The organism is Umezawaea sp. (assembly GCF_036375055.1).
Lineage (GTDB): Bacteria > Actinomycetota > Actinomycetes > Mycobacteriales > Pseudonocardiaceae > Umezawaea.
The window spans coordinates 62907-77848 of the sequence record NZ_DASUSQ010000038.1 but is presented as its reverse complement, the minus strand read 5'-3'; the positions used below and the strand labels follow the sequence as shown (position 1 = coordinate 77848).

The 14942-nt window shown below is 72.7% G+C and carries 12 protein-coding genes; all 12 read left to right on the top strand.

Features of this window, described 5'->3' with window-relative positions; genetic code table 11:
- Positions 1-15 precede the first annotated feature (15 nt).
- The 12 genes from mraZ (at position 16) to VFZ92_RS11660 (ending at position 14911) form a co-directional block, all read left to right on the top strand.
- Positions 16-447, top strand: a complete 432-nt coding sequence (gene mraZ, locus VFZ92_RS11715) for a division/cell wall cluster transcriptional repressor MraZ (RefSeq protein ID WP_330875883.1) — start codon at positions 16-18, stop codon at positions 445-447.
- Between the two features lie 172 nt (positions 448-619).
- A complete protein-coding gene (gene rsmH, locus VFZ92_RS11710) occupies positions 620-1573 on the top strand; it encodes a 16S rRNA (cytosine(1402)-N(4))-methyltransferase RsmH (protein ID WP_330875882.1) in 954 nt (317 codons plus the stop codon).
- Positions 1573-2235 (top strand): hypothetical protein, encoded by a 663-nt coding sequence (locus VFZ92_RS11705; RefSeq protein ID WP_330875881.1) that lies wholly within the window; start codon positions 1573-1575, stop codon positions 2233-2235. The genes rsmH and VFZ92_RS11705 overlap by 1 nt, the downstream gene beginning before the upstream one ends.
- Before the next feature lie 2 nt (positions 2236-2237).
- Positions 2238-4133 (top strand): penicillin-binding protein 2, encoded by a 1896-nt coding sequence (locus VFZ92_RS11700; RefSeq protein ID WP_330875880.1) that lies wholly within the window; start codon positions 2238-2240, stop codon positions 4131-4133.
- 462 nt (positions 4134-4595) lie between these two features.
- Positions 4596-6068, top strand: a complete 1473-nt coding sequence (locus tag VFZ92_RS11695; protein WP_330875879.1) for a UDP-N-acetylmuramoyl-L-alanyl-D-glutamate--2,6-diaminopimelate ligase — start codon at positions 4596-4598, stop codon at positions 6066-6068.
- A complete protein-coding gene (locus VFZ92_RS11690) occupies positions 6065-7564 on the top strand; it encodes a UDP-N-acetylmuramoyl-tripeptide--D-alanyl-D-alanine ligase (protein WP_330875878.1) in 1500 nt (499 codons plus the stop codon). Before VFZ92_RS11695 ends, VFZ92_RS11690 begins: the two co-directional genes overlap by 4 nt.
- A complete protein-coding gene (gene mraY / locus VFZ92_RS11685; protein WP_330875877.1) occupies positions 7561-8649 on the top strand; it encodes a phospho-N-acetylmuramoyl-pentapeptide-transferase in 1089 nt (362 codons plus the stop codon). Before VFZ92_RS11690 ends, mraY begins: the two co-directional genes overlap by 4 nt.
- 5 nt (positions 8650-8654) lie before the next feature.
- Positions 8655-10043, top strand: coding sequence for a UDP-N-acetylmuramoyl-L-alanine--D-glutamate ligase (gene murD / locus VFZ92_RS11680; RefSeq protein ID WP_330875876.1), 1389 nt, complete (start codon positions 8655-8657; stop codon positions 10041-10043).
- A 100-nt stretch (positions 10044-10143) separates the two neighbouring features.
- Entirely contained in the window at positions 10144-11607 is a 1464-nt protein-coding gene (ftsW, locus tag VFZ92_RS11675; RefSeq protein ID WP_414719868.1) for a putative lipid II flippase FtsW, read from the top strand.
- A 36-nt stretch (positions 11608-11643) separates the two neighbouring features.
- Positions 11644-12756, top strand: a complete 1113-nt coding sequence (murG, locus tag VFZ92_RS11670; RefSeq protein WP_330875875.1) for an undecaprenyldiphospho-muramoylpentapeptide beta-N-acetylglucosaminyltransferase — start codon at positions 11644-11646, stop codon at positions 12754-12756.
- Positions 12753-14150, top strand: coding sequence for a UDP-N-acetylmuramate--L-alanine ligase (gene murC / locus VFZ92_RS11665; RefSeq protein WP_330875874.1), 1398 nt, complete (start codon positions 12753-12755; stop codon positions 14148-14150). Before murG ends, murC begins: the two co-directional genes overlap by 4 nt.
- Positions 14147-14911 carry a cell division protein FtsQ/DivIB gene (locus VFZ92_RS11660; RefSeq protein WP_330875873.1) on the top strand — a complete coding sequence of 255 codons (765 nt, stop codon included), beginning with the start codon at positions 14147-14149 and terminating at the stop codon, positions 14909-14911. The genes murC and VFZ92_RS11660 overlap by 4 nt, the downstream gene beginning before the upstream one ends.
- The last annotated feature ends 31 nt before the right edge of the window (positions 14912-14942 follow it).

The following is a 14942-nucleotide window of genomic DNA, read 5'->3' as shown; positions in this document are numbered from 1 at the left end:
AGGTGTGGAGGTGCCATGTTCCTCGGCACTCACCTCCCCAGGCTGGACGACAAGGGTCGGCTGACGCTGCCCGCGAAGTTCCGGGATGCGCTAGCGGGGGGTGTCATGGTCACCAAGGGCCAGGACCACTGCCTCTTCGTGTTCCCGCGAGCCGAGTTCGAGCAGATGGCGACGAAGGTCGCGAGCGCCTCCTTCACGAACGAGTCCGTTCGCGCCTACCAGCGCTACCTGTTCGCCAGCACGGACGAGCAGCGGCCGGACGGGCAGGGCCGCATCTCGATCGTCCAGGAGCTGCGCAACTACGCCGGTTTGACCAAGGAGTGCGCGGTCATCGGCGCCATCAACCGGTTGGAGATCTGGGACTCCCAGGCCTGGCAGCGCTACCTCGAGGCCCATGAGGACAGCTACGCCGAAGCGCGGGAGGAGGTCCTCCCTGGCGTCTTCTGATCGGCCGTGAGTAGAGCACGACGTGGTTCGGGTGCCGTGAGGCCTCGGTCCGCTCGGCTTTCGGCCCTGGCGCACCTTCCCCGGCGCCAGGTTCGACGGGCGGGCGGGGACCTGACGACACCCGATCTCCACGTTGTGGCGGTCGATCACGAAGCAAGGGAGGGGGCTTGAGATGGCGGAGCGACCACGGCACGTACCGGTCCTGCTGAACCGCGTCCTCGAGCTGCTGGCTCCCGCACTGGCCGACCGGCCCGCCGTCGTGGTGGACGCGACCCTCGGGCTCGGCGGTCACGCCGAGGCCCTGCTGCGGGCGCACCCCCGGCTCAGGCTGATCGGCCTCGACCGCGACCCGCAGGCCATCGAGCTGTCGAGCAAGCGGCTCGCGGACTTCGGCGACCGCGTCACGTTCGTCAACGTCACCTACGACCGCATCGCCGACGCCGTCTCGGACCTCGGACTGTCCCACGTGGACGGCGTCCTGATGGACCTCGGCGTCTCCTCGCTCCAGCTCGACGCCCGGGAGCGCGGGTTCGCGTACTCCAGGGACGCGCCGCTGGACATGAGGATGAGCGCGGGCACCGGCCAGACCGCGGCGGACGTGCTGAACACCTACCCGCCCGGCGACCTGGTGCGGATCCTGCGCGACTACGGCGAGGAGCGGTTCGCCAAGAAGATCGTCGGCGCGGTGGTCCGGGAGCGCGAGCGCGAGCCGTTCACCAACAGCGGGCGGCTCGTCGAGCTGCTGTACGCGGCCGTGCCCGCGGCGACCAGGCGCACCGGCGGCCACCCGGCCAAGCGGACGTTCCAGGCGCTGCGCATCGAGGTGAACGAGGAGCTGGAGTCGTTGCGGCTCGCGCTCCCCGCCGCGCTGTCGGTGCTCGGCGTCGGAGGGCGGCTCGTCGTGGAGGCCTACCAGTCGCTGGAGGACCGGATGGTCAAGCGGGCCATCGCCGAGGTCGCGGTGTCGCGCAGTCCGCAGGGCCTGCCCGTGGAACTGCCCGGCTACGGGCCGCGGTTCAAGCTCGTCACCAAGGGCGCCGAGCTGGCCAACGAGCAGGAGATCGAGGAGAACCCGAGGGCGGCACCGGTCCGCCTGCGGGCCGCGGAACGGATCGAGGAGGCGTAGTGACCGCACCAGCCAGGGCGGGCGGCACCTCGCCGAACCCGCGGCCCCGCCCGGAGAAGCCGCGCGAGCGCGCCCTCAAGTCCGTTCCCGCACCGGCGGGCTCGCCGCGGTCCAGGTCCGCCTCGACCGAGCGCGCCTACGCCCGGCGGGCCCAGCGCGCCCAGAACCTCAGGGGCGGGAGCGTCGCCGCGCCGCGGCGCAAGCCGGGCCCGGTGGCCAAGGCGCCGTTCGTCGTCATGGTGATGGCCATGCTGATCGTCGGCCTCGCCACGATCATGTGGCTGTCCACGCAGGCCGCCGCCGACTCCTACAAGCTCCAGGAAGCGCACAACCAGGCCACGCAGCTCTCGCTGCGGGTCGAGCAGCTGCGCCAGGAGGTCGCGCTCGCGGAGTCGCCGACCAAGCTCGCCGAGGCCGCGGCGAAGCTCGGGCTGGTGCTCGCGGGCGACCCGGCGAAGCTCAAGCAGCTCCCGGACGGCACGGTCGAGGTCTACGGCAAGCCCTCCGCCGTGGAGGCCCCCGCGCCCCCGCCGTCGGCCACCACCGCGCCGAGCACGACCGCGCCGACCACCGGCCAGTCCGCGACGCCGCCGCCCGGCGAGCAGCAGCAGACACCGACCGACACGCAAGCCCAACAGCCGCCAGCGGTGCCAGGAGGTTAGTCATGCCGGGGCCCAGCAGCGGCAGGCAAGCACGACGTCCGCTGTCGGTGCGGGCGACCCGTCCGGCCAAGCGGCGGGGAGCCAACGCCCGCGTCCGCCTCACGGTCGGGCGGCTGCTGCTCGTCAGCGCCCTGCTGCTGGCGGGGATCAAGCTCGTGCAGGTGCAGGGCTTCGAGGCCGCCGAGCTGTCGCTCAAGGCCCAGCAGCAGCGCGCCACGCCGCAGGACATCCCCGCCGAGCGCGGGGCGATCCTGGACCGCAACGGCAACCAGCTCGCGTTCAGCATCGAGGCGCGGGCGCTCTACGCCGTGCCGAAGCTGATGCGCAAGAACTGGGCCGAGCAGCTGGAGAAGGACCCGTCGATCGGCAGCTTCGAGGACCACGCCAAGGCCATCGGGGCGGCGATCCAGCAGGTGCTCGGCACCGAGGTCGACGGTCAGAGGACCGACGAGCAGACCATGACCGAGAAGCTGCTGAGGGACACCACCTACATCGAGCTGGTGGACAACGTCGAGCCGACGAAGGCCGCCGCGATCCGCAAGCAGTTCAACGAGATCGGCTCGGAGTTCCGCGCGGTCCGGGTGTACCCCAACGGCAAGCTGGCGTCGAACATCGTCGGCGCGGCGAACTGGCGCAAGGACATGACGCCCGGCGCGACGCACGGCCAGCTCGGGCTGGAGAGCTCGCAGGACAACCTGCTCGCGGGCCGCAACGGCCGCCGGGTCGTGGACACCATCCAGGGCGGTGACGTCGTGATCCCCGGCGCCGACCGCGACCGGGAGCTGGAACCCGCGACACCGGGCAAGAGCCTGGAGCTGACGCTCGACATCGACACCCAGTACGTCGTGCAGAACATGGTCACCGACTACACGGCCAAGAGCGGCGCGAAGAGCGGCTCGGCGGTGGTGCTCGACAGCAAGACCGGCGAGATCCTGGCCATGGCGAACGACAAGACGTTCGACCCGGCGAACTTCGGCAAGGCCACCGAGGACGAGAAGCGCAACATCGCGGTGACCTCGGTGTACGAGCCCGGCTCGGTGAACAAGATCATCACCGCGGCGGGCGCGATCGAGGACGGGCTGTTCAAGCCGGACGAGGTCCTCACGGTGCCGGGCCGCATCCAGGTCGCCGACCGCTGGATCAGGGACGCCTGGCCGCACGGCGACCTCGACATGACGTTCACGGGCGTGTTCGGCAAGTCCTCCAACGTCGGCACGCTGATGGCCGCGCAGAAGCTCGGCGAGGAGCGGTACGCCGACCTGCTGCGCAAGTTCGGGCTCGGCAAGCGCACCGGTTCCGGCCTCACCGGCGAGGAGGCCGGGCTGGTCCCGCCGCTCAACCAGTGGTCGGGGTCGACGTTCGGCAACCTGCCGATCGGGCAGGGCCTGAGCATGACGCTGCTCCAGATGACCGGGATGTACCAGGCGATGGCCAACGACGGTCTGCGCATCCCGCCGAGGATCATCCGCGCGGAGGTCGACGGCAACGGCTCCCGCAAGGAGACCGAGCGGCCGGAGGCCGTCCGCGTGGTGAGCCCGGAGACCGCGAAGACGGTGCGCGAGATGTTCCGCTCGGTCGTGCAGGACGCGCCGGGCCAGACCGGAACCGGTGCCGCCGCCGCCCTGTCGGGCTACCAGATCGCGGGCAAGACGGGCACGGCGCAGCAGATCGACCCGGACGGCCGGTACAGCAGCACCGACTACTGGATCACCTTCGCGGGCATCCTGCCCGCGGACAACCCCCGCTACGTCGTGGGGATCATGCTCGACGGGCCCACGGGCACGCCGTTCAGCAGCTCCGCGGCGCCGCTGTTCCACGACATCGCCTCGTACCTGGCCCAGCGGTACCAGGTGCCGCTGTCGGCCGAGCAGTCCCCGCTGATCACGCTCACGCCGTGAGCACGGCTCGCCACGGGACGTGATCTGCGTCCCACCGGTCCACGCGGTGGCCGCCCGGTCCGCCGCGGAGGTGGTCGCGTTCACCCCGCTCCGTGACCGGATGTCCCCGTGAAGACCGTCGTCGGTCCGATCGGGACACCGCGGCCGATGTCGCAGCACGGGCAACCGCGAGGGCCCGTCGGACGTCACAAGCCTTGCGGCACCGGGGAATCAGGTGCGGTCCGGAGCCACCGCGGTCGTCGGAGCGACCCCGTGGCCGTGTAGTTTCCGGGCGGGACGACGAGATGTCCACCTTGGACCACCGAGCGGGCGGAGAGTTCGATCTTGGCTGATCACCCGCCGAACGCGCATGCGCCGGTCGGCCACGCTCCGTGCGCCGGTAGCCTTCCGCGCGTGCCTGCCAAGCTCCAGGGCAAGGTCGCGACCGCCCCGCCTCGCCCTTCCCGCATCCAGCCTGTCACCGTGTCCGAGCTCGCCTCGGTGGTCGACGCGCACCTGACCACGCCCACCTACGCCCACGTGCGGGTGAGCGGCGCGACGCTGCGCGCCCAGCACGTGGTCCCCGGAGACCTCTTCGCCGCCCTGCCGGGCGCGCGTGCGCACGGTGCCGACTTCGTCGAAGGCGCGCTGGCCGCGGGGGCCGCCGCCGTCCTCACCGACGAAGCGGGCGCCGCCCGGCCCGCCCTGCGCGACGCGCGCGTGCCGGTGCTGGTGCACCCGGACCCGCGCGGCGTGCTCGGCCTGCTCGCCGCCCGCGTCTACGGCTACCCGTCCACGAAGCTCGCCGTCTGGGGCATCACCGGCACGTCCGGCAAGACGACGACCAGCTACCTGGTCGAGTCCGCGCTGCGCGCCGCGGGCCACCGCACCGGCCTCATCGGCACGGTCGAGACCCGCATCGCCGGTGAGCGCCTGGACAGCGCGTTCACCACGCCCGAGGCGCCCGACCTCCAGGCGCTGCTCGCCGTCATGGTCGAGCGCGAGGTGCTCGACGTCGTGATGGAGGTGTCCAGCCACGCCCTCGACCTCGGTCGGGTCGCGGGCACCGAGTTCGCGATCGGCGCGTTCACCAACCTGTCGCAGGACCACCTGGACTTCCACCCGGACATGGAGGACTACTTCCGGGCGAAGGCGCAGCTGTTCGACGGCCGCGCCCGCACCGAGGTGGTCTGCGTGGACGGCGAGTGGGGTCGCCGCCTGGTCACGCCGGACACGGTGACCGTGGCGATGACGACCGACGCCGCGTGGACCTCCGGCGAGGTGTCCGTGACGCCGACCGGCGAGCAGTCGTTCACCGCGCACGGCCCGGACGGGCTCGCGCTGCCGATCACGCTCCGGCTCCCCGGCTCGTTCAACGTCGCCAACGCGCTGCTGGCCATCGGCTGCCTGCACGCCGCGGGGGTCGCCCCGGCGGACATCCAGGCGGGCCTGTCGGCCGTGCGGGTGCCCGGCCGGATGCAGCGCGTCGACGAGGGCCAGGCGTTCACCGCCGTCGTCGACTACTCGCACAAGCCCGCCGCCGTGGCGCTGGCGCTCGACGCCGTCCGCAGGCAGGTCGAGGGCCGGGTCATCACCGTGCTCGGCTGCGGCGGCGACCGCGACACGGCCAAGCGCCCGCTGATGGGCGAGGAGGCGGCGCGGCGCAGCGACCTGCTGGTCGTCACCGACGACAACCCGCGCAGCGAGGACCCGGCGACCATCCGGGCGGCCATGCTGGCGGGGGCGCTCGCGGTGCCGGAGGGCGAGCGTGGTGAGGTCGTGGAGATCGGCGACCGAGGGGCCGCCATCGAGCACGCCGTGGCCCAGGCACGTCCCGGTGACGTCGTCGTCGTCGCGGGCAAGGGCCACGAGACCGGCCAGGAGGTCGCGGGCGTGATCCAGCCGTTCTCGGACGTGGACACGCTCGCCGCCGCGATCAGGGGAGCCCGCACGTGATCCGACTCAGCCTCGCCGAGATCGCCACGATCGTCGGTGGGACCCTGCACGTGCCCGACGCCCTGCTCGCGGGGTCGAGCGCGGACGAGGTCGGCCGCACCGTCGTGACCGGCTCCGTGGAGTTCGACACCCGCGCCGTCGGGCCGGGCGGCCTGTTCGTGGCGCTGCCCGGTGTCCGGGTCGACGGCCACGCCTTCGCCGCCTCGGCCGTCGCCGCGGGCGCGGTGGGCGTGCTGGCGGCCCGCGAGGTCGACGCCCCCGCCGTGGTCGTGCCGCCGGTCGACGACGCGCACCGCCGCTCGGTGGCGCTGACCGGCGACACCGACGGCTCGGGAGCCGCCGTGCTCGCCGCGCTGGCGAAGCTGGCCCGCCACGTGACGGACGCGCTGGCCGCCGACGGGCTCGCCGTGGTGGGCGTCACCGGCTCGTCCGGCAAGACGTCGACCAAGGACCTCATCGCGCAGCTGCTGGAGCACCTCGGCTCCACGGTCGCGCCCCCCGGCTCGTTCAACAACGAGCTGGGCCACCCGTGGACCGTGCTGCGCGCGACCGAGGCCACCAAGCACCTGGTGCTGGAGCTGTCCGCCCGCGGACCGGGCCACATCGCGGCGCTGTGCCGCACCGCGCCGCCGCGCATCGGCGCGGTGCTGAACGTCGGCACCGCCCACCTGAGCGAGTTCGGCTCGCAGGAGGCCGTGGCGAAGACCAAGGGCGAACTGGTCGAGGAGCTGCCCGCCGACGGCGTGGCGATCCTCAACGCCGACGACCCGCTGGTCGCCGCGATGGCCGAGCGCACGAAGGCGCGGGTCGTGTTCGTCGGCCAGAAGTCCACGGCCGACGTGCGCGCCGAGGCCGTGGAGCTGGACGACCAGGCCCGCGCCCGCTTCACGCTGGTGACGGCGGAGGGCAGCGCGCCGGTCGAACTCGACCTGCACGGCGCCCACCACGTCGGCAACGCGCTGGCCGCCGCCGCGGTCGCGCTGGAACTGGGCGCCACGACCGCGCAGGTCGCGGACTGGCTGTCCACCGCGCAGCGGCGGTCCGACCGCCGCATGGAGGTCACCACCCGTCCCGACGGCGTGACCGTGCTCAACGACTCCTTCAACGCGAACCCGGAGTCGATGAGCGCCGCACTGAAGACGCTCGCCACGATGGCGCGCGCGGGCAACCCCAGGCGGCGCGCCTGGGCGGTGCTCGGCGTCATGGGTGAGCTGGGGGACAACACCGTCTCAGCGCACGACGAGATCGGGCGCTTGGCGGTCCGCTTGGACATCAGTCGTTTGGTTGTGGTCGGCGAGCAGGCGAGGCCGATGCACCAGGGCGCGAACCTCGAAGGTTCGTGGGGAGAGGAGTCGGTGCTGGTGCCGGACGTCGAGGCGGCGATCGCGCTACTGCGCGAGGAGCTGCGGGGAGATGACGTTGTGCTGGTGAAGGCATCGAAGGCCGCCGCGTTGTGGCGGGTCGCGGACGCGCTGCTGGAGGCGGGCACCAAGTGAAGAGCATCCTGATCGCCGCGGCCATCGCGCTGCTCGTCTCGATCATGCTGACCCCGTACCTGATCAAGGTCTTCTCCCGGCAGGGGTTCGGCCAGGAGATCCGGGAAGAGGGTCCGCAGAGCCACAAGACCAAGCGCGGCACGCCCACCATGGGTGGCGTCGCGATCCTGATCGCGATGTGGGCCGGGTACCTCGGCGCGCACGCGGTGAACGCCATGTCGGACTCCGCGCAGGGGCAGACGCCGAGCGCGTCCGGCCTGCTGGTGCTGATGCTGACGACGTCGCTCGGCATCGTCGGCTTCCTCGACGACTTCATCAAGATCCGCAAGCAGCGCAACCTCGGCCTGAACAAGACGGCGAAGCTGGTCGGCCAGTTCGTGGCCACCATCATCTTCGCGGTCCTGGTCGTGCAGTTCGCCAACCGCGAGGGCATCACGCCCGCGTCGGTGAACCTCTCGTTCGTCCGCGACATCCCCGTGGTGTCGTTCGGCGTCGTCGGCTTCGTGGTGTTCTGCTACGCCGCCATCTCCGCGTGGTCCAACGCCGTGAACCTGACCGACGGCCTCGACGGCCTCGCGGGCGGCAGCTCGGCGATGGTGTTCGGCACCTACGTGGTCATCAGCTTCTGGCAGTTCCGCTACAACTGCTCCACCTCGCCGCTCGCGGGCTGCTACGACGTGCGCGACCCGCTGGACCTCGCGCTGATCGCCGCCGCCGCGATGGCGGGCTGCATCGGCTTCCTGTGGTGGAACGCGGCCCCGGCCAAGATCTTCATGGGTGACACCGGCTCGCTCGCGCTCGGTGGTCTCGTGGCCGGTCTGTCCATCACCACCCGCACCGAGCTGCTGATGGTCGTCATCGGCGGTCTGTTCGTGGTCGAGGCGCTGTCGGTGGTGCTCCAGGTCGCGGTCTTCCGCACGTCCCGGCGGCGGCTCTTCCGCATGGCCCCGTTCCACCACCACTTCGAACTCGCCGGGTGGGCCGAAACCACGGTGATCATCAGGTTCTGGCTGCTCGCGGGCATCTGCTGCATGCTCGGGCTCGGCCTGTTCTACAGCGAGTGGCTGACCGCGGTCGGGAGTTGAACCCGGTGACGACCTTCCTCGACGGCAAGCACGTCCTGGTGGCGGGAGCGGGCGTGACCGGCCGCTCCGCCGCCGAAGCCCTGCTGGCCGCGGGCGCGCAGGTGACCGTCACGGACGGTTCGGCCGACCGGCTGCTCGCGCTGGAGACGCTGCTGTCCGGTGTTTCGCTGGTGCCCGGTCTGACCGAACCGCCGCAGGGCACGGACCTGGTCGTCACCAGTCCGGGCTGGCGGCCGGAGAGCCCGCTGCTCGCCGCCGCCACCGCCGCGGGGATCGAGGTCGTCGGCGAGGTCGAGCTGGCGTGGCGGATGGCCGCCGAGCTGGCCGACCCGCCCGTCTGGCTGGCCGTCACCGGAACCAACGGCAAGACCACCACCGTCGGGATGCTGGAGTCGATCCTGCGCACCGCGGGCATCGACGCGGTCGCCTGCGGCAACGTCGGCCTGCCCGTCGTGGACGCCCTGCTGGCGGGCCACCGGGTGCTGGCGGTCGAGCTGTCGAGCTTCCAGCTCTACTGGTCGCCGTCCGTGCGGCCGTTCGCGGGCGTGCTGCTCAACCTGGCCGAGGACCACCTCGACTGGCACGGCGGCATGACCGCGTACGCCGAGGCGAAGGCGCGCGTGCTGTCCGGTGAGATCGCCGTCGGCGGCGTCGACGACCCGCTGGTGGCCGCGCTGCTCAAGGCCGCCCCGTCTGGCAGGCACGTCGGGTTCACCCTCGGGGAACCCGTCGACGGCCAGCTGGGCATCGTGGACGGCAGGCTGGTCGACCGCGCGTTCAGCGTGGACGAGGACCTGATCGAGGTCGACGAGGTACTCCCCGCGGGCCCGCCCGGACTGGCCGACGCCCTGGCCGCGGCCGCGCTGGCCCGCGCGTACGGCGTCCCGGCCGAGTCCGTGCGCCGGGGGCTGCTGAACTTCCGGCCCGGTGCGCACCGCGCGGTCGTCGTGGCCGAGTCCGCGGGCATCACCTACGTCAACGACTCCAAGGCCACGAACCCGCACGCGGCCGTCGCGTCGCTGCGCTCGCACGGCAGCGTCGTGTGGCTCGCGGGCGGACTGCTCAAGGGCGCGTCGGTGGACGACCTGGTCGCCGCCGAGGCGCACCGGCTGCGGGCCGTCGTGCTGTTCGGGGCGGACCGCGAGGAGATCGCCGACGCGCTGCGCCGCCACGCCCCGCACGTCCCGTGCGCGCTGGTGGACGCGACGGACCGCGACGCCATGGCGACGGTCGTGCACGCCGCCCGCGAACTGGCCCAGCCCGGCGACGTGGTGCTCCTGGCACCCGCCGCGGCGTCCATGGACATGTTCACCGACTACGCCCACAGGGGCCACGCCTTCACCGAGGCGGTGCTGCACCTGGTCGAGCACGAGAAGGCGGGCTCTTCGACGTGATCGCCCTGGCGACCACCGCGCGAGGCCGGAGGCGGCCGAGCCTGCCGCCTCCGGGGGAGCGGCCGTGTAACAGTAGGGACATGACTGCGGTGGTGGGGACGTGACGGTGGTGGACCGGCCGACGGGCGCCGTCAAGGCCGCCAAGCCGCGGCGGCGGCGGGTCGTGGGGGTCAAGGGTTCGCTGACGGCGTGGCTGAGCCGTCCGCTGGCGGACTTCCACCTGCTGCTGGCGATCTTCGGTCTGCTGACCGCCATCGGGCTCGTGATGGTGCTGTCGGCGTCGGTGCCCGGTGAGGTCGCCGTCGGGCAGTCGGCGTACTCGGTGTTCCAGAAGCAGCTCACCTACGTCGCCGTCGGCGCGGTGCTGTTCTGGGTGGCGCTGCGGATCCCGCTGCGCCAGGTCCGGCACCTGAGCACGATGGCGATGCTGGTGTGCGTGCTGCTGCTGGTGCTGGTGCTGACGCCGCTGGGCACGGACATCAACGACACCCGCTCCTGGTTCGTCGTGGGGCCGGTGTCGTTCCAGCCTGTCGAGGCGGCCAAGCTCGCGCTGGCGCTGTGGGGCGCGCACGTGCTGGTGACCAAGCGGGCGCTGCTGAACCAGTACCGGCACCTGCTGGTGCCGGTGGTGCCCGTCGGGCTCGGGATCTTCACGCTGGTGATGCTCCAGCCCGACCTGGGCGGCACGATCACGCTCGGCGTGGTGCTGCTCAGCCTGCTGTGGTTCGTCGGGGCCCCGATGCGGGTGTTCGGCGTGCTGCTGCTCGGCGCGGTCGGCGGCGCGATCGTGCTCGGCATCGGCGCGACCTACCGGCTCAAGCGGCTGGTGTCGTTCCTCGACCCCGAGGCCGACCCGCTGGGCGCCGGACTCCAGGCGCAGCAGGCGGAGTACGCGCTCGCCGAGGGCGGGCTGTTCGGCAAGGGGCTCGGCCAGGCCAGCTCCAAGTGGGACTACCTGCCGAACGTGCACAGCGACTTCATCTTCGCGGTCATCGGCGAGGAACTCGGCTTCGTGGGCTGCGCCATGGTCCTCGGCCTGTTCGCCATGCTCGCCGTGGTGGGGCTGCGGATCGCCGCCCGCAACACCGACCCGTGGATCCGGATGGTCGCCGCGACGCTGACGGTGTGGCTGGTCGCGCAGGCCGCCATCAACATCGGCTACGTCGTCCGGCTCCTGCCGGTCACCGGCATCACGCTCCCGATGATCTCCTCCGGCGGCACGTCCGTCGTGACGACCATGGTCGTGTTCGGTCTGCTGGCGAGCTGCGCCCGGCACGAGGCGGAGGCGGTGTCCGCGCTGCGGCACATCGGTCCCGGCCGCGTCGGCGGCGTGCTGCGGCTGCCCGCGCCGGAGGCCTACAAGCCGCCGCCCAAGCGCAAGCCGGTGCGGCCGTCGTCGCCGCCGCGCGCACCGGGCAGGCGGGCCGCCGCACCCCAGCCGCCGGACGAACGGCGGATGGCCGGGAGGTCCGCACCACCGTCGGAGTACCGTCGCCGCGAATCGCGCAAGGCGACCCAGGACAGATCAGCCCGCAACCGGCGAACCGGTCGTGACGGGCGCTAGTCGCACAACTCGTGCAGTCGATCTAGGAGGAAACGCGTGACGGGGCAGGACCGGGTTCCCCAACGGGGCGGACCGTGCGTGGTGGTCGCCGGAGGCGGCACCGCGGGGCACATCGAGCCCGCACTGGCCCTGGCCGACGCGGTCATGAGGCTGCGGCCGGACGCGCGGGTCATCGCGCTCGGCACCGAGCGCGGCCTGGAGTCGAAGCTGGTGCCCGCCAGGGGCTACCAGCTCGAACTCATCCCGCCGGTGCCGATGCCGCGCAAGCCGACGACGGACCTGCTGAAGCTGCCGCTGAAGGTCCGCGACTCGGTGCGCCGGACCAGGGAGATCCTGGAGCGCTACCACGCGGACGTCGTGGTCGGCTTCGGCGGTTACGTGGCGCTGCCCGCGTACCTCGCGGCCCGCGGCCGGGTGCCGATCGTCGTGCACGAGGCGAACGCGAAGGCGGGGCTGGCCAACAAGGTCGGTGCCAAGTTCGCCGAGCGCGTCGCCGCGGCCGTCCCGGACTCGGGGCTGGCGGAGGCCGAGATCATCGGCATCCCGCTGCGGCGGTCGATCACCGGCCTGAACCGGATGGCGCTGCGCGCGCAGGCCCGCCAGTTCTTCGGGCTGCACCCGCACGCCCCGACGCTGCTGGTGTTCGGCGGCTCGCAGGGCGCGCAGTCGCTCAACAGGGCCGTGTCCGGTGCGGCGACGGCGTTCGCCTCGGCGGGCATCGGCGTGCTGCACGCGCACGGCCCCAAGAACACCCTGGCGGTGCAGGCGATGGCGGGCGCCCCGGCGTACGTCCCCGTGCCGTACCTGGAGCGGATGGACCTCGCCTACGCCGCCGCCGACGCGGTGCTGTGCCGCTCCGGCGCCATGACGGTGGCCGAGGTGTCGGCGGTCGGCCTGCCCGCGGTGTTCGTGCCGCTGCCGATCGGCAACGGCGAGCAGGCCCTCAACGCCGGTCCCGTGGTGTCGGCGGGCGGCGGCATGATGATCATGGACGCCGACCTGACGCCGGAGCGGGTCGCCCGCGAGATCGTCCCGCTGATGGCCGACCGGGGGCGGCTGGCCGCGATGAGCGCCGCGACCCTGGGCACCGGTCGACGCGAAGCCGACGAAGTTCTCGCCAGGATGGTCCTCGAGGTGATCAAGAAGTGAGCACGCTGGAGCGGGTGCACCTGGTCGGCATCGGCGGGGCGGGGATGAGCGGCATCGCCCGCATCCTGCTCGCCCGCGGCGGCCAGGTGTCCGGGACCGACGCCAAGGACTCGCGCACGGTGCTCGCGCTGCGCGCGCAGGGCGCGCTGGTCGCGGTCGGCCACGACCCGAAGAACCTGGACCAGCTCGACGGCGGTCCGACGGCGGTCGTGGTGTCCACCGCGATCCGCGAGGACAACCCGGAGCTGGTCGAGGCCCGGTCGCGCGGCATCACCGTGCTGCGCCGCGCCGAGGCGCTGGCCGCGCTGATGCTGGACCACCGCGTCGCCTGCGTCGCCGGTACCCACGGCAAGACGTCGACCACGTCGATGCTCACCGTCGCGCTCCAGCACTGCCGGGTCGACCCGTCGTTCGCGATCGGCGGCGACCTCAACGAGTCCGGCGCCAACGCCCACCAGGGCACCGGCGGCGTGTTCGTGGCCGAGGCCGACGAGAGCGACGGCTCGTTCCTGTACTTCTCGCCGTCGGTGGCGGTCGTGACGAACGTCGAGGCCGACCACCTCGACCACCACGGCACCGTCGAGGCGTACGTGGCCGTGTTCGACTCGTTCCTGGAGCGCATCGAGCCCGACGGCGTGCTGATCGCCTGCGTCGACGACCCCGGCGCCGGGGCGCTGGCCGAGCGCGCGGGCAAGCTCGGCATCCGGGTCCGCCCGTACGGCCGGACCGCGTCCGGCAAGGGCTCCGCGCGGCTGACCGGCTTCCGCCCGCACGGCGGCGGTGGCCTGGCGACCGTCGAACTCGACGGCGAGACCGTCGACGTCGAGGTGGCCGTTCCCGGCGAGCACATGGCGGGCAACGCCCTCGCGGCGCTCCTCGCGGGTCTGGAGCTGGGTGCGGACCGCGACGGCCTCCTGGAGGGGCTGGCGGCGTTCGGCGGTGTCCGGCGGCGGTTCGAGTTCAAGGGCCGCGAGGCGGGCGTGCGCGTCTACGACGACTACGCCCACCACCCGACCGAGGTGGCCGCGCAGCTCACGGCCGCCCGCCCGGTCGCGGGCGAGGGCAAGCTCGTCGTCGTGTTCCAGCCGCACCTGTACTCGCGCACCCGCACGTTCGCGACCGAGTTCGGCACGGCCCTCGGCCTGGCCGACGAGGTCGTGGTGCTGGACGTCTACGGCGCCCGCGAGGACCCGGAGCCCGGCGTGACCGGGGCGCTGGTCACCGAGGCCGTGCCGCTGCCGCCGGAGCGGGTGCACTACGAGCCGTCGTTCGACCGCGTGCCCGCGCTGGTGGCGAGCCTCGTCACCGAGGGTGACCTGGTCGTCACGATGGGCGCGGGCGACGTCACGATGCTGGGCCCGGAGATCGTGAGCGAGCTGGGGCAGGAGGCATGAGCACGCCGGTTCGCGGTCGGCCACCCCGCACCGGGACGTCGCCCGCCGCGGACCGGGCCCGCGCCCGTCGGGCCCGGCGGGTACCGGGCCGGGTGACCCGCAGGACCGTGGTGCGGCGGCGGGTCGTCGCCCTCCTCGTCCTGCTGAGCATCGTCGGACTGGTCGTCGGGATCTTCTTCACCCCGCTCCTCGGCGTCGACGAGGTCGACGTCCGCGGCGCGAAGGAGCTGACCGTCGAGCAGGTCAGGGCGAAGGCGGGCGTCAAGCAGGGCTCGCCGATCGTCCGCGTCGACGTCCACGGCATCGCCGACCGGGTGCGGCAGCTCCCGCGCGTCGAATCGGTGGAGGTGGCCCGCAGCCTGCCCGGCACGATCCGCCTGACCATCGTCGAGCGGTCGCCGGTCGCGTTCGTCAAGGCGAACGACGGCGTCCACCTCGTCGACGCCACGGCCGAGGACTACGCGATCGTGGCGGTGCCGCCCATCGGCCTGCCGGAGCTCCAGCTGCCCGTCGAGGCGAAGCCCGCGGTGACGTCGGCGGTCGGCATCCTGGTGCAGCTGCCGGAGGAGCTGCGCGCCGAGGTGCTGACGATGTCGGCGCAGACCGGCGCCGACGTGAAGCTGGCGCTCTCGGGCGGGCGCGAGGTGCGGTGGGGCGACCTCGACGACACCGCGCGCAAGGCCGCGGTCCTCAAGGTGCTGCTGACCAGGGAGGGAACCGTCTTCGACGTGTCCAGCCCCGAGCTGCCGACGGTGTCCTGAGCGGTTCCCGAAATCGGTCGAAGACCGACGG

Excerpts from the sequence above, each read along its gene's own strand:
- VFZ92_RS11660 (WP_330875873.1), top strand. The coding sequence starts at position 14,147 with ATGAGCACGCCGGTTCGCGGTCGGCCACCCCGCACCGGGACGTCGCCC.
- VFZ92_RS11700 (WP_330875880.1), top strand. The coding sequence starts at position 2,238 with ATGCCGGGGCCCAGCAGCGGCAGGCAAGCACGACGTCCGCTGTCGGTG.
- rsmH (WP_330875882.1), top strand. The coding sequence starts at position 620 with ATGGCGGAGCGACCACGGCACGTACCGGTCCTGCTGAACCGCGTCCTC.
- mraZ (WP_330875883.1), top strand. The coding sequence starts at position 16 with ATGTTCCTCGGCACTCACCTCCCCAGGCTGGACGACAAGGGTCGGCTG.